This is a genomic window from Actinoplanes sp. NPDC048967 (genome assembly GCF_040649415.1).
Classification (GTDB): domain Bacteria; phylum Actinomycetota; class Actinomycetes; order Mycobacteriales; family Micromonosporaceae; genus Actinoplanes.
In genome coordinates, this window is the sequence record NZ_JBEZFL010000009.1 from 317,659 (window position 1) to 338,727 (window position 21,069).

Below are 21,069 nucleotides of genomic sequence, written 5' to 3' on the forward strand. Positions count from 1 at the left end.
CCCTCAAGCGGGACCCGGGTCCGTCGGCTCCTCGAACAGGGTCAGGTGGATCGTCCCGGGCGCGTCCATCCGGGCGTTGACCGATTCCCAGGGCGTACGCGTGGGTGGCGCGACCGGGGTGGCCCCGGCCTCGATCGCGGTGCGGGTGGCCGACTCGCAGTCCTCGACCTCGAGCGCCAGGCGGAACCGGGGTGCGACCCGGCGCCCGACCTCGACCCGGTCGATGAGCTCGATCTGCGCGGTGTTCGACAGCTCGAGGGTGGCCCGGCCCGCGTCCAGGATGGTCACTTCGGCGCCGCCGCCACCGGAGTAGGACTCCGCGACCGGCATCCCGAGGGCGTCGCGGAAGAAGGTGACCGCCTGCTCGTAGTCCTCCGCGTGCACCACGAGGCGGAGCTGGCGGACCGTCATGCCGTCGGCCTTCGCAGCGCGGCCCGGTGGTGCAGCTCGCGCATGACCTCCAGCAACTCGTCGGCCGGCCCGGACACCGGGATGCCCGTGGTGACGGCCTCGACGGGAAGCACGCGTACGGGTCCGGGCGGGAGCCCCCAGCCGGTGCGCCACCCGGTGAGCTGAACCGCGGACACCGCATAGACGATGCGGCCGAGCCCGACCCACGCGTGGGCCGCCGCGCACATCGGGCAGTGCTCGCCGGAGGTGTAGACCGTGCAGCCGGGCCGGGTCGCCGCGGGCACCTCCGTGGCGGCCCATCGGGCCAGGTCGAACTCGGGGTGTCTGGTCTCGTCCCCGGCGCCGGCGCGGTTGCGTTCCTCCCGCAGCGGCTCTCCATCGGGTCCGACCAGCACGGAGCCGAACGGGTCGTCGCCCGCGTCGAGCGCCTCGCGCGCCAGCTCGACGCAGCGGCGCAGGTGCACCAGGTCGATGTCGGTCAGCAAGTCAGGCCCCCGTCGGTTGAAACGGAACGGAACGCATTGCTCCTCCGGCACGCTAGCAGAGCAGCTCACCGTGATCCACTGCTAGCCTCCACTGATGGCCGAGGAACAAAACCGCAGCTCCCTGAGCGGCCGCCGGGCCGAGGCGCAGCGCAACGACGGGCGCATCCTCGACGCCGCCCGGGCGGTGTTCCTGGCCGATCCGGAAGCGCCGATCGCGAAGGTCGCCGTGCAGGCCGGGGTGGGGATCAGCGCTCTGTACCGGCGCTACCCCAGCAAGGAGCACCTCCTGCGGGCGCTGGCCGAGGACGGCCTCAACCGCTACATCGCCGATCTCGAGACGGCGCTGGCCTCCGCCGACGCGCCGTGGGACACCTACGTCGCCTGCCTGGCCCGCGTCATCGACGGCCAGAGCCAGGCCCTGGCGCAGCGGCTGGCGGGCACGTTCACCCCGACGCCCGAGCTCTCGGCTCTCGCCATGCGGGCCGGCAAGCTGGCCGAGACCCTGTTCCAACGGGTCCGTCGTTCCGGCGAGCTCCGCGGCGACGTCTCCGAGGCCGACGTCACGCTGCTGCTGGAGATGATCGCTTTCATCGAGCTCCCCGGCGCCGATGGCGGTGCCGCCCTGCGTCATCGTTACCTCGCTCTGCTCCTGCAGGCTCTGCACGCCCCGGCCGAGGCGCCACTGCCGGGCCGCCCCGCGCGCCAGTCCGACCTGGCCGCCCGCTGGCGGACCGCGGGGACCGTCTGATCGGCGACGCACGGGGCTCCGGCTCAACTGCGCTAACGCGTCGGGGTGGGCTCGACCGGGACGTCGTCGTCGTAGTCCGGCGCCTGACCGTCCGGCGACGCCCAGATCACCACGACACCACCGGCCAGCGGCGCGGTGTCGAAGATGATCCACGAGCCCGGCACCTCGGCGGCGGGCGCCTCCAGCGACTTCGGGCCGACGCGGTAGCTGGCCTTCCGCCCGTTCGCGCTCAGCAGCCGGCGCGCCTCCGACACGCGCTTGCCGACCAGAGCGTCCAGGGACGCCTCGTCCGTGGTGGTGAGCACGGGGGCATCGCCCTCGACGGATTCGCCGGGCAGCGGGGTGCGGCCGAAGACGATCCGGGCGTGCCCCCGGTAGGAGAGCGGGACCCGGACGCCGACTGCGCAGTTGCCGTTGGCGGTGCAGTTCCCCGGGGCTTCCACCGGCTCGATCCCGCGGACGTCGTCCTCCTGGAAGACGACCCGGCCGACGCGCTCGGGCTCGGCGGCGGCCAGCGAGAGATCGATGTCGAGCCCGTGCGCCGCCAGCTCCTCGCGGTATCGCCGCGGGTCGGCGGCCGGGTCCTGGATGCGGATCTCCAGGTACCTGTCGCCGGAGGTGATCCGGAGGGTGGCGGCTCGCGCCGGCGTGGGGCCGGTCGGGCTCGACCGGGGCAACCACAAGCTGGCGGCCACCACGGCGGCGGCCAAGCCGGTCACCAGCGAGGCGCCGACGGCCAGGCGCACACCCCACGGGCGGCGGTGCGGCGACGGTGGCGTGGACATGACGCGGCGCAGCAGGTCGTCGGCGGCCGGGCCGGTCGGGTCGGCCGCGGGGTGCGGGATGTCGAGGTCCGGGGACAGCAGCCGGATCAGGCGATCGGGTTCGGTCATGGCGGGTTCGGTCATGGCGGGTCCTCTACTTCGTGATCGACGGTGACCGCAGCGCCGCGGCGAACCGGGTGCGGGCGCGGTGCAGGCGGATGCGGGCGGCGTTCGCGGAGCAGTCGAGCGCCACGGCAAGCTCCTCCGCGGACAGTCCCTCCCAGGCGACCAGGCGCAGCAGCTCCTGGTCGGCCGCGGTGAGGGTGGCGAAGGCCGCCGAGATCTCGGGAGGTGCCCCGGGCGCGGTGACGATGGCGCCGCCGAGCTCATGACGCAGCCGGGCGGCCAGGTCAGCGCTGCGGCGGGCCGCGCGGTACTGGTTGGCCAGCACGTTGCGGGCCACCCCGAACAACCAGGCGCGGCCGTTGCCGGGTGGCAGGTCGTCGAACCGCCGCCACGCGACCAGGAAGGTGTCCGCCACCACGTCGGCGGCCGTCTCCGGCTGACCGGTGCGGCGCAGGGCGTACCGCAGCAGATCCTCGTAACAGGCCCGGTAGAGGCGTTCGAAGGCGGCGGCATCGGATGTGCGGGCCAAGGCGGCTCCCTCAGTCGGTGGTACCGGTCAGGTTCTGCCCGGCACCCCCTACATGTCTGTCGCCCCGGCACTATTTCATCGGAACTTCGCCGCCGGCTCGCGTGAGCGGGACGTCAGCGCGGCGACAGCGGGCACCCGTATGCTTCGCGCGGTCCGACCTGAGCGAGGGGTGTCCGGAAGGGGAGCCGCCGTGATCCGCGTGCTGCTTGCCGAGGATGTGCGCATGCTGCGGGAGGCGCTGGTCGGCGTGCTCAATCTCGCCGACGACATCGAGGTCGTCAGTGCCGTCGAGGCCGGCGACGCGATCGTGACCACCGCGCTGCTGGTCCGCCCGGACGTGGCCGTCATCGACATCGAACTGCCCGGCCTGGACGGGATCAGCGCGGCCGCCCAGCTGCACCAGTGGCTGCCGGAGTGCAAGACCCTGATCGTGACCGGCGCCGCCCGCCCGGGCAACCTGCGCCGCGCCCTCGCGGCCAAGGTGGCCGGCTTCATGGGCAAGGACGCCTCGCCGGAGGACCTGGTCGCGGCGGTGCGCACGGTGGCCGGCGGGGGCCGGGTCCTCGACCCGCAGCTGGCGTTCGCGGCCCTGGACGTGGCCGGCAACCCGCTGAGCGAGCGTGAGTGTGACGTGTTGCGGCTGACCGCCTCCGGCGCCGAACCGACCGAGGTCGCCGAGCGGCTGGGCCTGTCGTACGGGACGGTCCGCAACTACCTGGCCACGGCCGTCACCAAGCTGGGTGCCCGCAACCGGGTCGACGCGATCCGGATCGCCGGCGAGGCCGGCTGGCTGTGAGCCCGGCCGCTACCCGGCGACGGAGACCACGGCTTCGGGCAACCGCCCTTCGGGCCCACCGGTACGGATCTCGGCGACGAGGGTGAACCGGTCGTCCTGACGGTGCACCTCCAGACGGCCGCCGGCCTCACGCGCCCGTGACTGGAGGTTCGCCAGCCCGTTGCCGGCTGTGGCACCGGCCGGCGCGGCGGAGACGCCGTCGTTGGTGATCCGTAGCCGGATGCCACCGGGCAGTGGCCGGGTCTCGATCTCGCAGGTCGTGGCCCGGGCGTGGCGTACGACGTTGGTGACCGCCTCGCGCAGGACGATCGCCAGCGGCGACTCCACCGACGGCTCGGGTCTGGCGTGCAGCTCGACCGCGACCCGGGTCCCGGCGGCCGTGAGCATCGCGCGGGCGCTCTCCACCTCGTCGGTGAACGACAGCCCGGCCGGCTCGGCGGTGATCGACCGCAGCGACCGCAACGCCTTCTCGGCGACCTGGCCCGCCTCGGCCAGCTGGACCCGCGCCGCGCTCGGATCGGTGCCGGTCAGCCGGTCGCCGAGGTCGGCCTTGAGCGCGATCGCGGCGAGATGGAAACCGAGCAGGTCATGGGTGTTGCGGGCGATCCGGAGCCGTTCGCGCAGCACGGCGAGCCGCGCCAGCTCCCGGCGCGCGACGACCAGCTGCTCGGCGGCGAGCGGGAGGCGGCACAGCGCGGCGACCGCGACCATCGTGAGCAGGGTCCAGGGCAGGGAGAGGATCATCCAGAGCACCACTGCCCGCGGCGCGGTGGCGGTGAGGTCGACTCCGCTGTGGTGCAGGGACACGAGTGCGGAGACCAGGATCATGCCGCCGGCCACGACCCATGACCACGGCCGGCGTACGTGGAAGAGCACGACGCCGGCGACCGGGCCCGCGTACGGCAGCGCCGGCACGTTCTCACCGCCGACGACCGTGAGCACGCCGAGCAGCAGAATCTGCAGAACGAGGGTCCACCGCCACCCCGGCGGCGCGCTGCCGGAGCGTGGCCGGACGTGGTGCAGCTGCAGCAGACTCAGCGGTACGACCAGAGCGATGATGCCGATCAGCCGGGGCGTGGAGACCGGCTCGACGAAGGACCACGACCCCTGCGTCCGGGCCAGGGTGGTGACGAAGAGGTCGAGCTCCAGCACGGCCACGATCCACCACGCCAGCCAGGGTGCGGCGGCGACCGAGCGCGGGCTGCGTGGGCCGCCGGAACGGTGCCCCTGGACGGGTATCCGTACGTCGATGCCGCCCGTGGTGCCCGGCCCGGAACCGGCCTGGACCCGGCCGCCGAGCCGCTCGGCCTCCTCGGCGATCCCGTCCGGAGCCGGCCGGCCGGGCTCGCCGCCGGTGAAGCCCACCCGCAGCCACGCCGAGCCGTCCAGCTCGATCCGGCAGCTCAGTGGGGGTGTGGCTCGCAGCGCGTCGATGACTGTGCGGCGCAGGATCGACCCCAGCAGGGCGTCGACCGGCCCGGGCAGATCCTCGGGCACCGGCCCGGCGGTCACCTCGACGCCGGCGGCCGTCAGCACGGTACGGGCCGCGGCGACCTCAGCGGCCAGCGAACGGTCACGGTAGTCGTCGGCGACCGTCCGCACCTGGGCCAGCGCCTCCCGGGCCGCGCCGGCCACCGCGCGCGCCTGGTCGCTGTCGAGCGCGGCTTCGGTGCGCCGGCACGTCGCGATGATGGTCGTCAACCGTTCCCCGACCACCTCCCGCAGGCGACGGGCGATCCGCAGCCGCTCATCCACCACCGCCAGCCAGGCGCCGGCGGCGCGCGTCGTGTCCAGGTCCCGGACCAGCTGACTCAGCCGGGACAGGCCGAACAGCAGGAGCCCGTTGGCCACCGCCACGATGGCGGAGTACGCCACCCGCGGATAGACCACACCGTCGGCGTCCACGATGCCCGGTTGGTCGAGCAGCACCCGGACCGTGAGGTCGCAGGTCACCGCGAACGCCGCCACCGCCCAGGAGTGCCGACCGGCGAAGGTGAGCAGCACGGCGGCGACGACGAAGGCCCCGGACGGGTCCCAGAGGGAGCCGAACGCGACATAGGGCCCGTAGACCAGCAGGACCTGGGCACCCAGCAGTGCGCCGGCGCGCGCACCGGACAGGCGGGTGAACGCGAACCGGAGCTGCACCGCGCCGGTCCCCAGAATGACGCCGGTGGCCAGCACCCGCCCGCCGGGGTCGAAGCCGGGATCGTAACCACCCCAGGGAACGACCTCGAGGATGCGGTACACGCAGTAGAGCGCGACACACAGCACGACCGGGATCGTGGCGAGCCGGATCGGCCTGGACGCGGTCACGAACCCTCCCCGGCCGATGTGCAAACTGCAGCCGAACTCGTGCGGCAGACACTACCTCGCACCCCTCGGGTCTGTGACCGTTCATGCAGGCCGAAGACGTTCACAGGGAGGCGACCGTCGTGTCCGATCCGAGCATCACCCCGTTCCGCATCGCGATACCGCAAGCCGGTCTCGACGACCTGGCCGAGCGGCTCGCCCGTACCCGCTGGGCCGATGAGCTGCCCGAGAAGGAGGTCGTCGCCGGTGGCTCGGGCACCCCGGCCCCGGCCGGCTGGGAGTACGGCGTCCCGGGCTCGTACGTCCGGGATCTGGTCGAGCGCTGGCGCACCTCGTTCGACTGGCGGGCCCGCGAGGCCGAGCTGAACGAGTACCCGCAGTTCACCACCGAGATCGACGGTCAGCGGATCCACTTCGTGCACGTGCGCTCGGCCCAGCCGGACGCCGTCCCGCTGATCCTGACCCACGGGTGGCCCAACAGCTTCGTCGAGTACCTGGGCCTGGTGGGTCCGCTGACCGATCCGGCCGCGTACGGCCGGGCCGGGGCGCCGGCCTTCCACGTGGTCATCCCGTCGCTGCCCGGCTTCACCTTCTCCGGGCCCACGACCGAGCACGGCTGGAGCGCGGGGCGGACCGCCGCCGCGTGGGCCGAACTGATGCGGCGGCTGGGCTACCACCGCTACGGCGCGCACGGCAACGACGCCGGCGCCATCGTCTCGCCGTTGCTCGGTGAGCTGGACCGCGAGCACGTCAGCGGGGTGCACGTCACGCAGATCTTCTCCTTCCCGCGCGGCGACGCGGGCGAGTTCGACGGGCTCACCGCCGAGGACTTCGGCGCCCTGCGGTTCGGCCAGGCGTTCACCGAGCACGCCGTCCACGACCGGTCCCAGCAGGCCCAGCCGCAGACCCTGGCCCACGCCCTGGCCGACTCGCCGGCCGGGCAGCTGGCCTGGAGCGGCCAGCTGTTCGGCACCGCGCTCAGCCCCGAGGACATCCTGACCAATGTGGCGCTGTACTGGTTCACCAACACCGCCGCCTCGTCGGCCCGGTTCTACTACGAGAACCACCGGGCCGCCCGGAACGCCGATCCGGCCGGGCCCACCACCGTGCCGATCGGCCTGGCCGCCTTCGCCTTCGACTTCCACGCCGTGCGCCGGTTCGCCGAACGCGACCACCACAACATCGTCGCCTGGAACACCTACGACCGCGGTGGGCACTGGGCCACGCACGACGCCCCCGACCTGCTGGTCGAGGACATCCGCCAGTTCTTCGCGGCACTCACCTGAGCGTCCGGCCCGACAGCCGGCAGGAACCCATCGAGAGGAACCATCCGTGACGTTCACCGTACTCACCACCGCTCTTGACGCCCTGCGCCAGGTCACCGCCGGGGCTGTCGACACCGACCGGCTCGACGACCCGACACCTTGCTCGGAATGGACAGTGGCCCAGGTGCTGTTCCACGCCGCCGGCGACCAGCACGCCTGGGCGTCCATCGTCGGAGCCGGCTCGCTGCCGTCCTACGACCCGTTCGATCCGCCGCGCCGGCTCGACGCCGGCGTCCAGGACACGGTCACCAAGGCGATCGAGGCGGCCACCGGTGCCTGGGCCGGCGTCGACCCAGCGGCGTCATCGGTGCGCACCCCGCTGCCGCCCGTACCGGAAATGACACCGGCCCTCGCGGCGGCTGCCTGCGCCCTCGACGCCGCCGTCCACGCCTGGGACGTCGCTGTGGCGACCGGTCAGCCGACACCGCTGACCGACGCACTGGCCGAGGAGCTGTTGCCGGCCGCGCGAGCGACGGCCGAACCGCTGCGCGGCTTCGCCTACGCACCCGCCCTGCCCGTGCAGGCCGGCGACGGACCGGCCGCCACCCTGGTGCGCTACCTCGGCCGCGACCCGCTCTGGACACCGGCCGGCCACTGATGGGCACCGCCGGGGCCACCCCAGCCGGTGGCCCCGGGACGCGGTCAGCGGCGCAACGCGAGCCGGAACGCGCAGCCGTCGCCGGCCGGGCCGGGCGAGACGAGGGTGAGCTCGCCGCCGTGGGCCAGCGCCACCTGGTGGGCGATCGGCAGGCCGAGGCCGGTGCCCGCGACGTCGGTCCGGCTGCGCCAGAAACGCCGGAACACCTCCTCCTGCTCGGCGGGCGGGATGCCGGCGCCGTGGTCGGTCACCACCACGGCGACCTCGTACGCCGTCACCTCCACGCGGATCTCGACGATGCTGCCGGCCGGGGCGTACCGGACAGCGTTGTCGACCAGGTTCGTCACTGCCCGCCGTACGGTGGGTTCGTCGAATGCGCACTCCGCCGCCTCGGGACCGGTGACCGACAGCTCGATGGTCTTCGCCGCGGCGAGGACGCCGACGTCGTCGGCGACCGCCCGGACCACGGCCAGGAGGTCGGCCGGGCGCCGCGCGATCGTGCGGGCCCGGCCCCGGGCGTCCACCAGCAGCTCGTCGATGGTCGCCTGGAGGCGGGCGGCCGCCGTCGCGGTCCTTCGCAGCCCGAGCCGGTACACCTCGATCGACGGGTCGGGGTGGGCCAGGAGCACCTCGGCGTTGGCCATCAGCACCGACAGCGGCGTCCGCAACTCGTGGCTGGTCTCCTCGATCAGCCGGCGCTGCGTCTCGGCCGCCTGCTCCAGGCGGGCCAGCATGTCGTCGATGCTCGCCGCGAGCCGGACCACCTCGCTCGGGCCGCGGTCGAGCCCGACCCGCCGGCTCAGGTCGGCGGCCCCGATGTCCTCGGCGACGGCCCGGACCCGGTCGAGGTCACGCACCGCCCGTCCGGCCAGGCCCCAGGCGAGGGCGGCGGCCACCGGCGCCAGGGCGAGCACCGTCCAGGTCAGCCAGGTCGACCGGTGCCCGGAGGCGCTGGTCACCAGCTCGCCGCCGGCCGCTTCGGTCTCGACGTCGCTCACCACGACCACGCCGAAGAGCAGAAGCGCGGGCACGTAGCCGGCCAGGAACCCCAGCACCGCGATCCGCGTACGCAAGGACCGCCAGCCCCGGCCCGTCACGGCAGCAGCCGGTAGCCGGTGCTGGTGACCGTGACGATCAGCGGCGGCTCGCCGAGCTTGCGGCGGAGCCGGCTGAGGATCACCCGGACCGACGAGGTGAACGGGTTGGCGTTGGCGTCCCAGACGTGCTCCAGCAGCGTCTCGGCCGACAGCACCTCGCCCGGGTGGTGCATGAAGTACCGCAGCAACGAGTACTCCCGCGCGGTGAGGTCGAGCGGCGTCGTGGCCCGCCAGGCCCGGTGGGTGGCCAGATCCAGCATCAGCTCACCCACCCGTAACCTCGACCCGGCGCTGTCCTCGCGGCGGCCCAGCGCCCGCAGCCGGGCCAGCAGCTCGGCGAAGTGGAACGGCTTGACCAGGTAGTCGTCGGCGCCCGCGTCGAGCCCGGCGACACGGTCGGCCACCGCGTCGCGGGCGGTCAGCACGAGATGACGCCGGGGCCGGCGCAGGGACGGGTCGACCGCGGCGCGCCGGACCAGAGCGAGCCCGTCGCCGTCCGGCAGGCCCAGATCGAGGCACACCACGTCGTACGCGGTGGTGCCGAGCAGCTCCTCGGCGGCCGCGTAGGTCCCGGCCACGTCGACCGCGTAGGCCTCGTTCCGCAGGCCCAGCGCGACGATCTCGGCCAAATCCGGGTCGTCCTCGACCAGCAGGACGCGCATGGCACATTCCCCTTCCGCGGGCAGCGTTGCGATGTCAACGGGACCGCCGCGCGGTCGTCGTCCCGGCCGGCCCGGAGACGGTCACCTGGCCGCCGGCGAAGTCGAGGGTCACGTCCGGGCCGGTTCCGGTCGGGTCGTCCGGGCGGTACCTGTCCGTGCCGACCGGCACCAGTGGCAGGGCCGGCGGCTGGGTCGGCAGCTCCGCCCCCGCGATGGTGCTGTGCTCGTCGACCGCGTACCAGCCGAGGCGCGGACCGTCGCGGGTGGTCAGGGTGACGTACGTGCGCATCTCGCCTTCGGCGACGACAGTGCCATCGGAGGCCACCGCGGAGATCGGTCCGTACTCGGCCGCCACGCCTTTGCGCTCCTCGCGTCCCTCGTCGGTCTGTCCGGCGAGCACGGAGAGCACGCGCTTCTCGTGCTCGCGCAGGTCTTCGGCGGAGAAGCGGCCGCGCGCCGGGAACAGCGCCCCCACCGCGTCGGGACCGAGGGCCGAGACCCTCGGCCGGTTGCCGGCCACGGTCACCTCGAACGATCCTCCCGTCTCCAGCCGGTACCTCCCGGCGATCGCGGCCGGGTCAGCCCCTGCGGCCGGCGCGGTCGGCGTCGGCAGGGGATGGCCGGCCACCAGCGACCGTACCGTCGCGGCCAGCAACTTTTCGGCGGTGAGTACCGATCGGTTGGACGACATCGCGATCACCTGGTCCCGCTCGGGGATCCAGAGGACCGCCACGTTGTGGCCGACGTCGCCGCCACCGCCGGCGATGGCCACGATCGGCTCGCCGTACGCCGTGGCGTCGAACGCCATCCAGCCGCCCAGCGTGTACGCCCGGCCGTCGCCCACCGGATATCCCGGATCGCCGGCGAGCTTCGCCGACCCGGGAGTGACGAGCCCGCCCCGGAACAGCGCGCGGGCCCAGGTGGCCAGTTCCCTGGTGGTCATGGCCAGTGAACCGTTGCCCTCCGTCGTCCAGTACGGACCGGTGAAGTCGCGGGACCGGCTGGGTTCGCCGTCATCGAGGTACCCGGCCGCGAAGGGCCCGGCGGGGGCCGGCCGGCCGTGCCAGAAGCCGCCGGTGACCGCACCGCCGGGCAGCGTGAGGACCTGCGTACGGGTGTAGTCGCGGTACGACAGGCCCGACACGGTGTCGATGATGAGCGCCAACAGCGTGTACCCGGTGTTGGAGTAGGCGTCGCTCGTGCCGGGTGGGAACGCGAGCTTCAGCTTGTTGATCGCGGCGATCGCGCCGGCCCGGTCCAGCGGTTTGTCGTCGGCGCCGATCGAACCGTTGATCCCGCTGGTGTGCAGGAGCAGTTGGCGTACCGTCGCCTTGGCCGCCGGCCCGACGATCGCCGGCACCAGCTCGCCGGCCCGGTCGTCGAGGGACAGCTTCCCGGCGTCGGCGAGCTGGAGGATCGCGGTGGCGGTGAACGCTTTGCTGACCGATCCGATGCTGTACACCGTGTCGGCGGTGTTCCGGGCGCCGGTGGCGTCGTCGGCCGCGCCGTAACCGGCGAGGCACTCGAACCGGCCACCGGTCGACACGGCGACGGCACCGCTGAAGCCGGCCCGCGCCCACGCGCCGAACGCCGCCGCCAGCTTGCTGTCGCACTGCGGGGCCGGAGCCGGTTCTCGGGCGGTGCAGCCCGCCGTCACAGCCAGCACCAGCACCACGGAAAGCCATCGCTTGTTCATGCCGCGACGGTAGGAGCGGAGCTGAGAACGTGATGTAAACGGCCCGGTTCTCCCGCTTGACACCTGTTGCGAAGGTCGAGGCATGCCGGACGAGCTGGCGCCACCACACGGGCACGCCACGTCGCTGGGACACGAGCTGAGGCTGGGACCGGTCGCCGGCCTCTTCGTGCGGGAGACCGAGGGGCCGGCCCAGACGGCCCTCGGGACGCTGCTGATCGGGCTCGTCCTCTCGCTGTGCCTCGTACCGATCGGGGTGGGGGAGACCGGGGTCGCTCCGCTGTGGGTCGCGTGGGTGACAGTCGCCGGGCTCGTGGTCCTGATCGTGCCGGTCGGGCGCGGGTTCTTCCGGCCGGGCCGGCGCTGGTGGCTCTACCTGTACGAGGGCGGGCTGGCCTCGCTCGACCACCGCGGGCAGGTGCGGGAGAGCCTGCGCTGGGACGAGGTCGGGCAGGTCGACTGGGAGTGGTCGCCGCACGAGGACGGCGGCGGCGCGAGCCTGGTCGGCTACCGGCTGCGGACCTTCGACGGGCGGGTGGTGCGACTACCGGTCGACTTCACGAACGCGTACGGGTCCCCCACACTGGCCGACGCGTTGGACGCTCCCGCCGTTCAGCCTCTCGCCCGGCGCGCCCGGCATGCTCTCTCCGCCGGGCAGCCACTGGTCTTCGGCAGGGTGACCCTCGATCGGGGCGGCCTCACGTACGCGAGGAAGGCGCCCCTTCGCTGGGACGAGGTCACCGGCTGGAAGCTCGACGACGGCCGGCTCCTCCTCGCGCGGGCGGCGGGCCGGCCCCGGCGGCTCGTCATCCCGATGACGCAGGTCGAGGACGGCTGGATCCTGACCCGCCTGCTGGCCGACCGGCTGCCCGAGACGAAGAGCTAGGGCCGCCGGGAACGTGGCCGGGTGGGGCGACGTCGAAGGCCCGTGTCGATACGCCGGATCATCATCGTGGGCCTTGCCGGAGCGGTTCTCGCCGCGGCGGTGACCATCGCCGTCAGCACGGCCGGCAGGCCGGAGCCGGCGTGCGCGTGCACCGCTGAGCCCGACCTCCGGCGTCCGGCCGAGGAGGCCGCCGCACGGTTCGAGGCCCTGGTCAGGCGGTCCGATGTGTCCGGCGCCTGGGTGATGCTGACTGACGGGGCGCGGTCCCGGTACGTCGACGTCGCAGGCTTTCAACCCGTCCTCGACCGTCTCGGCCGGACGCTCCGCGAGGCCGATGCCGGCTGGCTCACCCTGGACGATCGGGTGCGCTACGACCGGCCGAGCGAGGTTGTGGTCGTGCGCCGCTCGACCGGCCCGCCGCGACCACTCTGGCCGTTGCTGATTCTCGTGCCGCTCGGGCACGCCGGCGACGAGCGGGTTGATCCGGAGGTGCCGCCCCTGCGACTGACTGCCCGCCAGGACGGAGACGCGGTACGGGTCGAAGTTCCCGGCGGCGACCTGAGACTGACCTCGTTCGTGCTGATCGACGAGGCCGGACAGGACGCGTCGCCACGCCGGCAGCACGTGACCGAAGGCGTGGACAGGTTGACGTGGAGCAGACCGTTGCGAGGCCCGGTCCTGGTCATCGCGATCGAGCGGCGCGGGACCGGTCTTCGGGTGGGTAGCGGCGCGACGCCGCGGGCATGATCGTCGCGAGCAGCGACAGCACGCTCCCGGTGATCGTGGCCAGGTCCGTGTCGTCGCCGGCCAGCCACCGCCGGTAGGCCGTCCGGAAGACCTGGCTCCCCACGGTCGCCGCGAGCTCGGCGATGTCGGGGTCGATGCCACGCCGGCGGAGGGCATCGCTGAGCCCGTCGGTCAGCTGCTGCTGTTTGATCAGGTCCCGCTCCAGCAGGTGAGCGTTCGCGGCGATCAGTGCGTACCGCCGCTGCTGGAGCTTCCGTGATCCGAGTTTCTCCCAGTCGAAACCGGCCAACGTCCGGATCACCGCCCGGAGCGGCTCCGAGACGTCCTCCGCCTGGACGAGCTCCTGGACCAGTGCCTCGTTGAGCCCGTCCGCCTCGGCGAAGAGGACCTCCTCCTTGTCCGGGAAGTACCGGAAGAAGGTCCGGGTGGTGACGCGGGCCCGGGCCGCGATCTGGACGGCGCTGGTGTCCTCGAACCCTTGCTCGCCGAACAGTTCCATGGCGGCCTGCTTCAGCCGCTCCTCACTTCCGTGTTCCCACCGGGGCATGGCGCCAAGATACCTGCCCCGATGACTCGTCGTGACAACGGTCAGCCGAGTGATGGGCGAAGCAGGCGCACCGTCTGGATCACCCGTACGCACAGGCGGCCCTCGTCGTCGTGGATGGCCACATCGACGACGACGCGTCGCTTGCCGACGTTCACCGGTGTCGCGGTGGCGGTCGCCCGGCCGGTCACCGGGGCGAGGAAATGGGTGGTGGAGTCGCTGGTCGCCGGCACGGCACCCGCGGTGCCGTTGGCCCACGCGCACACCGCGGCGCAGGCGTCGGCGAGACTCATGAGCGCGCCACCATGGATGGCGCCGCCGACGGTGGACAGCGCCGGGGTGAACCTCAGCTGCCCCACGACGCCGTCCGGGGCTATCCGGACGAACTCGACGCCGAGCGTCCTGACGAACGGGGCCGCGGCGTACACCTCGTCGGCGGTGATTGTCATGGCTGGTCCTCCCGTGAGATCAGCTGAACGGTACCGGGGTCAGGCGGATGCGGACGGCAGCGGCAACAGCGCCAGCGGTACGTGGTGCTGACCGGCGTGGATGTCGCGGTCCCGCAGGCTGCCCTGGACCACCGGCCGGGGGAAGGAGATCTTCACGACGTTCAGCTCGGGGATCCGGAAGATCTGGATGGTCTCCGCCGCGACGTCGTAGAGGCGGGCCACGACCGCCGCGTCCAGGTAGGCGGGATCGGCCACCGTGGCGTAGCCGGTGGCGTCGCGCATGAACAGTTCCATGGTGACCCAGAACGGTCCGGCGTTCTTCGAACGGACCTCCCGGGCCAGGTCGGCGATCGTCCGGGGACGGGCGGGCTCAGACATCGCGGTCCTCCGGCGGGTTGATGCGGAACAGGCTGGTGGGGGAGTCCGCGTCGACGACGTGGTTGAGGACGAATTCGTACGCCGCTCCGCGCTCGGTCTCGGCCGGTGAGGTGGCGAAGGCGAGGCTGGGCAGGTAGTCCATGTCCGGGGTGGGCAGGTGCAGCATCAGCGGGTTGGCGATCTTGGCGACGGCCGTGGCTGTCTGCTGGTCCGGGGCGTTGACCAGGAGCATCACGCCGACCTCGCGGGGCGGGCCGGTGTCCGGGTCGAGGGCTCCCAGGACGGCGTCGTAGCCGTAGAGGCGGATGTCGAAGGCGTACTCGTCGGGGCCCAGCCCGAGGGTCTGCCCGACCCATTCGGTGATCATCCGGCGCAGCAGCGCGGCCCAGGTGGTGATCTGGCCGAGGATGTGCGGGTCGCGGACGGCGGTGAACGACATCGTCTCGTACCCGGTGATCCGGGCGCCCTCCAGTTTGATGGTGTGCTGCTCGGCGGGTTCGAAGCGGGAACCCTCGACGCGGACGCGCCGGTCGTCCAGGGCCCGGTAGGTGGCCCCGGAGACGTTGATCGTGCCGGCCGGCTCCCGCATCGAGTACGGGTTGACCGTCTCGTAGAGCATGTGCGCCGACACCGAGGTGGGGGTGCAGGCGACCGCCGGGTCGAGCGGTTCGATGGTGAAGCCGGTGGCGTCGATGGTGGCCAGGACGCCGCCGGAGCGCGGGTCGGTGGTGCACTGCCCGCCGCATTCGACGATCTTGGCGGCGTGCCAGGTGGGGCCGGCCGGCATGCCCGCCATGAGCGGATAGGCGGCGGCCACCGCGGTGTCGGTGGCCCGCCCGGCCAGGACGACGTCGGCGCCGGCGGCCAGCGCCTCGACGATCGGCTCGTGACCCATCATCGCGACGATGTGCCGGCAGCTCTCCAGGGTTGCCGGGTCGAGCTCGCCGGCCGGCGGCAACGGGTGCACCCGGCCGGCGTCGAGGTGTTCCTTGAGGCCGGCGGCCTGCTGTTCGCTGTAGATGGTGGCCAGCCGCAGGTTGAGCCCTTCCTCGGCCAGGATCTCGCGGGTGATGCCGGCGACCCAGTCGACGCCGGAGTCGGTGCCGCTGGTGCCGCAGGAGCCGACGATCAGCGGGATGCCGGCGGTCGCCGCCGCGCGCAACAGCAGGCGCAGGTCGCGGGCGACGGCCGCGGCGGCGGTCTTGGCGGTGCCGGAGCCGAGATAGTAGGGCCCGGAGTCGGTCGAGCCCCCGTCGACGGTGATGACGTCGGCGCCGAGGTCCAGACCACGGGTGATGGTCTCGGGCGGGAAGCCGCCGCCGAGCATGCCGCTGGGGGCCAGCACGCGTACGGAATCACGGTTTTCAGTCATGGTCCTCATCTCGGGGTCACGGGGTTGACGGCTGACCGGGGGTGGCCGGCCAGGGCGGCGACGAGCTCCTCGGCGCCCTCCAGCCCGGCGGCCAGGCGGGCCTCGGCGGTCTGCCCGGCCATGTGCGAACAGACAGTGATGCCGTCGACGCCGCGCAGGACGCTGTCGGCCGGTAGCGGTTCGACGTCCACGACGTCGAGGGCCGCACCCGCGAGGCGCCCGGAACGGACCGCCTCGGCGAGGGCCACGGTGTCGACGATGGGCCCGCGCGCGGTGTTGATCAGGTGAGCGCCCGGCTTCATCCGGCTCAGCGCGGCCGCGTCGATGAGGTGCCGGGTACGCGGGGTCAGTGCGGTGTGGAGGGAGACGAAGTCGGACCGCTGCAACAGCTCGTCGAGCGTGACCAGGACGGCGGGCGTGGGCAGCTCGCCGGTGCCCAGCACGGTCATGCCGAACGCCTGGGCGAGCGGCACCACCCGCCGGGCCACCGCGCCCCGGCCGATCAGCCCGAGGGTCTTGCCGCGCAGCTCGTGCCCGTCGCGGCGGGGCCACCCGCCGGCGGCGACCCCGGCGGCCATCGGCACGATGTTCCGCGCCTGGGCCAGGAGCAGCCCGATGGTGTACTCGGCCACCGCGTTGCTGTTGATGCCCGGCAGGTTGCTCACGCTGATGCCGAGCCGGGTGGCGGCCGCGACATCGACGGAGTCGTAGCCGACGCCGGTGCGCACGACGGCGCGCAGCTCCGGCGCCGCGCTCAGCACCTGCTCCGACATCGGCTCGTTGGCGATCAGAGCGCCCTCGACGCCGGCCAGGGCCGCGATCAGGTGCTCGGGCCGGCGGGGTCCCCGCATCGGGTCGTGCCGGGTGGCGAAGCCCTGCCGGGTGAGGAAGACGTCCACCTCGTCGCCCGGGGTGAGGTAGTCGGTGGTGATCAGAACGGTGGCCATCGGACTCCGTGTCAGGTGAGGAGGGGGGTGCCGCGGTCCCGGTGCAGGCGACCGAGGCGGATGACGACGAGGACGGCCAGCGCGGCGAGGATCCCGATGTCCAGCAACATCCAGTCCCAGCCGGTGAGGTCGACGACGGCGCCGATGAGCGCCGGGCCGCCGAAGCCGCCGAGGTACCAGGTGACCGCGTACAGGCCGGTGTAGGCGCCGAGCACGCGGCTGGACGGCGCCAGGTTCCACAGGGCGACGGCCGCGTTGATCATGAAGCCGGCGGCGCCGACGGCCGCGACGCAGAAGGCGACGACCGTCCCGGTGGCGGTCTGGACGGCGGCGCCGGCCGCCATCGCGGTGGCGAAGATGATGATGCCGACGCCCATGGTGCGTAGCCGTCCGTAGCGCTCGGCGCACAGCGCGGCCGGGTAGGCGGCCAGCAGGAAGGCGATGCCGCTGGGCAGGGTGAGCCCGCCGGCCGCACCGCGGGTCAGGCCCAGGGCCTCCATCCCGTACGGGGTGACCAGCGACCGGGAAGCGAACCAGGCTCCGCCGAAGAGCAGGACCGTCAGCAGCAACAGGAGCCGGCGGCGATCGCTGTCGGTGACGAGATCGGTGACGACCCGGCGGAACGGCACCCGCGCCTCGTCGTGAGCGGCGTCCGCGTCCTCGGCCAGCGCCGCCTGGTAGGCGGTTGACCGGCTGTCGCGGACCTTCGCGATCAGCACCACCGTGACGAGCAGCAGGATCACCGCCGGGATGACGAACGCGCCCCGGGGATGCTCGTCGATGACGAAGAGGCTGATCAGTGCGGCCACGATGATGGTCAGCGCGGCCGCGATCTTCACGGCGGCGTTGGCCCGGCTGCGCCGCCCGGGCGGCAGGAAGTCCGGGATCATCGACTCGGCCAGCGGCCGGACGGTGTTGACGACCAGCGCGTACAGGAACATCACGGCGACCAGCGTGACCAGCGACGTGGTCCACGGCAGCAACGCGAAGAGCACCGCCGCCAGGGGCATGCCCACCGCGAGGTACGGCACCCGCCGTCCCCACCGGGTCCGGGTGTTGTCCGACCGGTTGCCGATCCAGGGCTGGATGAAGATGCCCAGCAGGTTGTCCATGCCCATCAGCAGGCCGACGACCGCCGCGCTGGTGACGTGCTCGCGCAGCAGCACAGGCACCTGGTTGTCGTAGAAGTTCCAGGTCGACTCCTGCGCGAACAGCGTCAGGGCGATGAAGAACGTGATCTTCCGGTGGGACACCGTGCGGTCCCGCAGCGTAACGGCCATGTTGCCTCCACGTGTCGGGCGTCACGCTAATTTGCTGTGGCAAAACCGTCAACAGTTGCATACAAGTTTGCCATGGCAGGCGGTAAAGTGCCTTCATGACTGCCACCCAGACGCTGTCCGACCAGGCGTACCGTCAGCTTCGCAGCGCGATAGCCACCGGCGAGCTCGCTCCGGGGGACAAGGTCACCGAGCGCGGCATGGCCGAGCGGCTGACGATCAGCCCGACCCCGGTCCGCGAAGCGCTGCGCCGCCTGGAGCTCGACGGGCTCATCGAGCGGATCGGCCCCCGTACGGTGCGGGTCGCCGCCATCCGCGATGCCGCCATCGACGACCTCGCCGAGGTGGAGGTCGGCCTGCGCGGCCTGGTGGCCCGCTTCGCCGCCCGGCACGCCACCGCCGCCCAGCTCGACGCCCTGGACGCCATCCTCGACCGGGCCGACGACCTGCTGATCCTGCTCAAGGAGCGCGGTCACCCGGGACAGCCGTCGGAACGGCACCTCACCGCGCTCCTCGACACCATGCAGGAGTTCAACGACACCGTGGACGCCTGCGCCCACAACCCCGTGCTCATCCGGATGCTCGAGCAGAGCCGGGTGTTCTCCCGGCCGCAGCGCCGCGAGCTGCTGCTGCGGCGGGTGGCCGAGGACCACACCTTCGGCCTGGAGCGCTACACCAGCCACCGCGCCCTGGTCCGCGCGCTGCGCGCCGGCGACTCGGCCGCCGCGGAACGCATCGCCCTCGAGGACTCGCAGGGCGGCCTCGCGGCACTGCGGGAGGCGCGATGACCGCGCACCGCATCGCCGTCATCCCCGGCGACGGCATCGGCCAGGAGGTCGTCCCGGCCGGGATCGAGGCGCTGCGGGCCACCGCCGACCACTTCGGGCTGCGGCTCGACTTCGACCACTTCGACTTCGCCAGCGCCGGCCACTGGCAGCGGCACGGGACGATGCTGCCGCCCGGCTGGGAGGAGACGCTGCGCGGGTACGACGCCATCTACTTCGGCGCGGTCGGCTGGCCGTCGGTCGTCCCCGACCACGTGTCCCTCTGGGGAAGCCTGCTGCAGTTCCGGCGGGTCTTCGACCAGTACGTGAACCTGCGCCCCTGCCGGCTCATGCCCGGCGTCCGCAGCCCCCTGGCCGGCCGGGAGCCGGGCGACATCGACTTCGTCGTCGTCCGGGAGAACACCGAGGGCGAGTACTCCAGCGTCGGCGGCCGCATCTTCGAAGGCACCGAACGCGAGACCGTGCTCCAGGAGACGGTGATGACCCGCGTCGGCGTCGACCGCGTCCTGCGCTTCGCCTTCGAGCAGGCCCGCCGCCGCCCGAAGCAGCACCTCACCTCGGCCACCAAGAGCAACGGCATCGCCATCACCATGCCGTACTGGGACGAGCGGGTGGCGGAGATGGGCGAGCAGTTCCCGGACGTACGGCTCGACAAGTTCCACATCGACGCGCTGGCGGCGCAGTTCGTGCTGCACCCCGACCGGTTCGACGTCGTGGTGGCCAGCAACCTGTTCGGCGACATCCTGTCCGACCTCGGCCCGGCCTGCACCGGCACGCTCGGCATCGCCCCGAGCGCCAACATCAACCCCGAACGCGAGCACCCGAGCCTGTTCGAACCGGTGCACGGCTCCGCCCCGGACATCGCCGGCCGGGGCATCGCCAACCCGGTCGGCCAGATCTGGTGCGGGTCGATGATGCTCGAGCACCTGGGCCATCCGGAAGCGGCGGCACACCTGCTCGGCGCGGTCGAGGACGTCCTGGCGTACGGGCCGGAGGAGGCTCCGCTGACCCCTGACCTGCACGGCACCGGCACGACGGTCGAGCTGGGCCGGGCGATCGCCGAGCGCGTCCGGGAACGGCCCGGCAACCGATGATCAGGGAGTGCTGCCCACGCCCCGGCCGCCCGCGTTCCGGGCGTCGAAGCGCCGGCGGTACTCCGACGGTGAGGTGTCGAAGGCCGCGGCGAAGCACTGCCGCATGGTGACCGTGCTGCCGAAGCCGCAGGCGGCGGCGATCTGGTCGATCGCCAGGTCGGTCGACTCCAGCAGCCGGCGAGCCTCGTCGAGGCGCCGGCGCCGGACCCACACCGCCGGGGTGACCCCGGTGGAGGCCTGGAAAGCCCGGATGAACGTACGCCGGCTCAGGAGGGCGACGTCGGCGAGCCGCTCGACCGGCAGGGGTTCCGCCAGGTGCTGCAGCGCCCACTCGATCACTCCCGCGATCGGATCGTTCACCGGGTGCGCCGGGAGCGGCCGCTCGATGTACTGCGCCTGGCCGCCCTCGCGATGTGGGGCCACCACCAGGCTGCGGGCCACCCGATTGGCTGCCGCGGCACCCAGCCTGCTGCGGACGAGGTGCAGGCAGGCGTCGATCGCCGAGGCGGTGCCGGCTGACGTCAATACGTCGCCGTGGTCGATGTACAGCACGGCGGCGTCGACGTCGATGTCGCGGTGGCGAGCGGCGAGCATGTCGACGGCCTGCCAATGGGTCACCGCCGTACGCCGTGACAGCAGGCCGGCGTCGGCGACGGCGACTGCTCCCAGGCACAGGCCGGCGATCGTCGCGCCGCGGCTGTGGGCCTTGGTCAGGGTGCGCCGCAGTGCTGGACCGGCAACCCGGCCGTCCTCGAACCAGGACGGTACGACCACGACGTCGGCCTCCTGGGCGGCCGAAAGTCCACGCAGCTCGCCGATGGGGTAGCCCTCGGCGGTGCGGACCGACCCGGCCCGGTCGGCGAAGAGGACCGTCGTCCAGTCGCCCAGGCCCTGCCGGGTGACCTCGTCGAAGACGAGCTGCGGCACGGAGAGGTGGAACATCGTGATGCCGTCGAAGGCGTAGACAGCGATCCGCAGGGCGTCCGGGGAGGGTGGCACGAATTCATCGTAACGCCGCACTTGTGCCAATGGCCTGAGACGGTCGC

General features: G+C 72.8%; 23 protein-coding genes. 8 read left to right on the top strand and 15 right to left on the bottom strand.

Annotated features, from left to right (window positions below):
• Positions 1-3: 3 nt before the first annotated feature.
• Positions 4-411 (bottom strand): VOC family protein, encoded by a 408-nt coding sequence (locus AB0C12_RS34190; RefSeq protein WP_360554144.1) that lies wholly within the window; start codon positions 409-411, stop codon positions 4-6.
• Positions 408-896, bottom strand: a complete 489-nt coding sequence (locus AB0C12_RS34195; protein ID WP_360554146.1) for a nucleoside deaminase — start codon at positions 894-896, stop codon at positions 408-410. The genes AB0C12_RS34190 and AB0C12_RS34195 overlap by 4 nt, the downstream gene beginning before the upstream one ends.
• Positions 897-990: 94 nt before the next feature.
• Between AB0C12_RS34195 and AB0C12_RS34200 the strand changes: the two genes are divergently transcribed.
• Positions 991-1,644: a helix-turn-helix domain-containing protein gene (locus AB0C12_RS34200; protein ID WP_360554148.1), complete on the top strand. Its 654-nt coding sequence runs from the start codon at positions 991-993 to the stop codon at positions 1,642-1,644.
• A gap of 32 nt (positions 1,645-1,676) precedes the next feature.
• Here the strand turns inward: AB0C12_RS34200 and AB0C12_RS34205 are convergent, their stop codons facing one another.
• Together AB0C12_RS34205 and AB0C12_RS34210 are read right to left on the bottom strand one after the other, a co-directional pair.
• Positions 1,677-2,552, bottom strand: a complete 876-nt coding sequence (locus AB0C12_RS34205) for a hypothetical protein (RefSeq protein WP_360554150.1) — start codon at positions 2,550-2,552, stop codon at positions 1,677-1,679.
• A gap of 10 nt (positions 2,553-2,562) precedes the next feature.
• Positions 2,563-3,063: a sigma-70 family RNA polymerase sigma factor gene (locus AB0C12_RS34210; RefSeq protein WP_360554152.1), complete on the bottom strand. Its 501-nt coding sequence runs from the start codon at positions 3,061-3,063 to the stop codon at positions 2,563-2,565.
• Positions 3,064-3,253: 190 nt separating this feature from the next.
• On the opposite strand from AB0C12_RS34210, the gene AB0C12_RS34215 reads away from it, so the two are divergent.
• On the top strand, positions 3,254-3,859 hold the full coding sequence (locus AB0C12_RS34215) for a response regulator transcription factor (protein WP_360554154.1): 606 nt from the start codon (positions 3,254-3,256) through the stop codon (positions 3,857-3,859).
• A 9-nt stretch (positions 3,860-3,868) separates the two neighbouring features.
• Here AB0C12_RS34215 and AB0C12_RS34220 read toward each other — a convergent pair whose 3' ends face one another.
• Positions 3,869-6,172, bottom strand: coding sequence for a histidine kinase (locus AB0C12_RS34220; protein ID WP_360554156.1), 2,304 nt, complete (start codon positions 6,170-6,172; stop codon positions 3,869-3,871).
• 119 nt (positions 6,173-6,291) lie between these two features.
• On the opposite strand from AB0C12_RS34220, the gene AB0C12_RS34225 reads away from it, so the two are divergent.
• A complete protein-coding gene (locus tag AB0C12_RS34225) occupies positions 6,292-7,455 on the top strand; it encodes an epoxide hydrolase family protein (protein WP_360554159.1) in 1,164 nt (387 codons plus the stop codon).
• Positions 7,456-7,501: 46 nt separating this feature from the next.
• Positions 7,502-8,092 (top strand): TIGR03086 family metal-binding protein, encoded by a 591-nt coding sequence (locus tag AB0C12_RS34230; protein WP_360554161.1) that lies wholly within the window; start codon positions 7,502-7,504, stop codon positions 8,090-8,092.
• 44 nt (positions 8,093-8,136) lie between these two features.
• On the opposite strand, the gene AB0C12_RS34235 is transcribed toward AB0C12_RS34230, so the two are convergent.
• Genes AB0C12_RS34235 through AB0C12_RS34245 form a run of 3 tightly spaced genes read right to left on the bottom strand, consistent with a single transcriptional unit; the run spans position 8,137 to position 11,547 of the window.
• Positions 8,137-9,165, bottom strand: coding sequence for a HAMP domain-containing sensor histidine kinase (locus tag AB0C12_RS34235; protein WP_360554163.1), 1,029 nt, complete (start codon positions 9,163-9,165; stop codon positions 8,137-8,139).
• A gap of 20 nt (positions 9,166-9,185) precedes the next feature.
• On the bottom strand, positions 9,186-9,851 hold the full coding sequence (locus AB0C12_RS34240; protein WP_360554165.1) for a response regulator transcription factor: 666 nt from the start codon (positions 9,849-9,851) through the stop codon (positions 9,186-9,188).
• A 34-nt stretch (positions 9,852-9,885) separates the two neighbouring features.
• The gene (locus AB0C12_RS34245) at positions 9,886-11,547 is read right to left on the bottom strand and encodes a serine hydrolase domain-containing protein (RefSeq protein WP_360554167.1); all 1,662 of its coding nucleotides are present in this window, start codon (positions 11,545-11,547) and stop codon (positions 9,886-9,888) included.
• 82 nt (positions 11,548-11,629) lie between these two features.
• Here AB0C12_RS34245 and AB0C12_RS34250 point away from each other — a divergent pair, with 82 nt between their 5' ends.
• A complete protein-coding gene (locus AB0C12_RS34250; protein WP_360554169.1) occupies positions 11,630-12,430 on the top strand; it encodes a hypothetical protein in 801 nt (266 codons plus the stop codon).
• A gap of 66 nt (positions 12,431-12,496) precedes the next feature.
• Complete coding sequence (locus tag AB0C12_RS34255; RefSeq protein WP_360554171.1) at positions 12,497-13,177, top strand: hypothetical protein; 681 nt, start codon at positions 12,497-12,499, stop codon at positions 13,175-13,177.
• Here AB0C12_RS34255 and AB0C12_RS34260 read toward each other — a convergent pair.
• From AB0C12_RS34260 to AB0C12_RS34285, 6 genes are read right to left on the bottom strand one after another with little or no spacing between them, the layout of a single operon-like run.
• Positions 13,113-13,724 (bottom strand): TetR family transcriptional regulator, encoded by a 612-nt coding sequence (locus tag AB0C12_RS34260; RefSeq protein ID WP_360554173.1) that lies wholly within the window; start codon positions 13,722-13,724, stop codon positions 13,113-13,115. The genes AB0C12_RS34255 and AB0C12_RS34260 overlap by 65 nt on opposite strands.
• Before the next feature lie 41 nt (positions 13,725-13,765).
• A complete protein-coding gene (locus tag AB0C12_RS34265) occupies positions 13,766-14,170 on the bottom strand; it encodes a PaaI family thioesterase (RefSeq protein WP_360554175.1) in 405 nt (134 codons plus the stop codon).
• 39 nt (positions 14,171-14,209) lie between these two features.
• Positions 14,210-14,548 (bottom strand): DUF4387 domain-containing protein, encoded by a 339-nt coding sequence (locus AB0C12_RS34270; RefSeq protein ID WP_360554177.1) that lies wholly within the window; start codon positions 14,546-14,548, stop codon positions 14,210-14,212.
• The gene (locus tag AB0C12_RS34275) at positions 14,541-15,920 is read right to left on the bottom strand and encodes an acyclic terpene utilization AtuA family protein (protein WP_360554179.1); all 1,380 of its coding nucleotides are present in this window, start codon (positions 15,918-15,920) and stop codon (positions 14,541-14,543) included. The genes AB0C12_RS34270 and AB0C12_RS34275 overlap by 8 nt, the downstream gene beginning before the upstream one ends.
• Before the next feature lie 5 nt (positions 15,921-15,925).
• Positions 15,926-16,867, bottom strand: coding sequence for a phosphoglycerate dehydrogenase (locus AB0C12_RS34280; protein WP_360554181.1), 942 nt, complete (start codon positions 16,865-16,867; stop codon positions 15,926-15,928).
• Positions 16,868-16,878: 11 nt separating this feature from the next.
• Positions 16,879-18,147 carry an MFS transporter gene (locus AB0C12_RS34285; RefSeq protein ID WP_360554183.1) on the bottom strand — a complete coding sequence of 423 codons (1,269 nt, stop codon included), beginning with the start codon at positions 18,145-18,147 and terminating at the stop codon, positions 16,879-16,881.
• A gap of 95 nt (positions 18,148-18,242) precedes the next feature.
• Here AB0C12_RS34285 and AB0C12_RS34290 point away from each other — a divergent pair, with 95 nt between their 5' ends.
• Together AB0C12_RS34290 and AB0C12_RS34295 are read left to right on the top strand one after the other, a co-directional pair.
• Positions 18,243-18,932, top strand: a complete 690-nt coding sequence (locus AB0C12_RS34290; protein WP_360554185.1) for a GntR family transcriptional regulator — start codon at positions 18,243-18,245, stop codon at positions 18,930-18,932.
• Positions 18,929-20,023 (top strand): tartrate dehydrogenase, encoded by a 1,095-nt coding sequence (locus AB0C12_RS34295; RefSeq protein ID WP_360554187.1) that lies wholly within the window; start codon positions 18,929-18,931, stop codon positions 20,021-20,023. Before AB0C12_RS34290 ends, AB0C12_RS34295 begins: the two co-directional genes overlap by 4 nt.
• Here the strand turns inward: AB0C12_RS34295 and AB0C12_RS34300 are convergent, their stop codons facing one another.
• Positions 20,024-21,022 (bottom strand): helix-turn-helix domain-containing protein, encoded by a 999-nt coding sequence (locus AB0C12_RS34300; protein WP_360554189.1) that lies wholly within the window; start codon positions 21,020-21,022, stop codon positions 20,024-20,026.
• Positions 21,023-21,069: the final 47 nt, after the last annotated feature.

Excerpts from the sequence above, each read along its gene's own strand:
- AB0C12_RS34190 (WP_360554144.1), bottom strand. The coding sequence starts at position 411 with ATGACGGTCCGCCAGCTCCGCCTCGTGGTGCACGCGGAGGACTACGAG.
- AB0C12_RS34200 (WP_360554148.1), top strand. The coding sequence starts at position 991 with ATGGCCGAGGAACAAAACCGCAGCTCCCTGAGCGGCCGCCGGGCCGAG.
- AB0C12_RS34205 (WP_360554150.1), bottom strand. The coding sequence starts at position 2,552 with ATGACCGAACCCGCCATGACCGAACCCGATCGCCTGATCCGGCTGCTG.
- AB0C12_RS34240 (WP_360554165.1), bottom strand. The coding sequence starts at position 9,851 with ATGCGCGTCCTGCTGGTCGAGGACGACCCGGATTTGGCCGAGATCGTC.
- AB0C12_RS34245 (WP_360554167.1), bottom strand. The coding sequence starts at position 11,547 with ATGAACAAGCGATGGCTTTCCGTGGTGCTGGTGCTGGCTGTGACGGCG.
- AB0C12_RS34250 (WP_360554169.1), top strand. The coding sequence starts at position 11,630 with ATGCCGGACGAGCTGGCGCCACCACACGGGCACGCCACGTCGCTGGGA.
- AB0C12_RS34260 (WP_360554173.1), bottom strand. The coding sequence starts at position 13,724 with ATGCCCCGGTGGGAACACGGAAGTGAGGAGCGGCTGAAGCAGGCCGCC.
- AB0C12_RS34265 (WP_360554175.1), bottom strand. The coding sequence starts at position 14,170 with ATGACAATCACCGCCGACGAGGTGTACGCCGCGGCCCCGTTCGTCAGG.
- AB0C12_RS34270 (WP_360554177.1), bottom strand. The coding sequence starts at position 14,548 with ATGTCTGAGCCCGCCCGTCCCCGGACGATCGCCGACCTGGCCCGGGAG.
- AB0C12_RS34275 (WP_360554179.1), bottom strand. The coding sequence starts at position 15,920 with ATGACTGAAAACCGTGATTCCGTACGCGTGCTGGCCCCCAGCGGCATG.
- AB0C12_RS34280 (WP_360554181.1), bottom strand. The coding sequence starts at position 16,867 with ATGGCCACCGTTCTGATCACCACCGACTACCTCACCCCGGGCGACGAG.
- AB0C12_RS34285 (WP_360554183.1), bottom strand. The coding sequence starts at position 18,147 with ATGGCCGTTACGCTGCGGGACCGCACGGTGTCCCACCGGAAGATCACG.
- AB0C12_RS34290 (WP_360554185.1), top strand. The coding sequence starts at position 18,243 with ATGACTGCCACCCAGACGCTGTCCGACCAGGCGTACCGTCAGCTTCGC.
- AB0C12_RS34295 (WP_360554187.1), top strand. The coding sequence starts at position 18,929 with ATGACCGCGCACCGCATCGCCGTCATCCCCGGCGACGGCATCGGCCAG.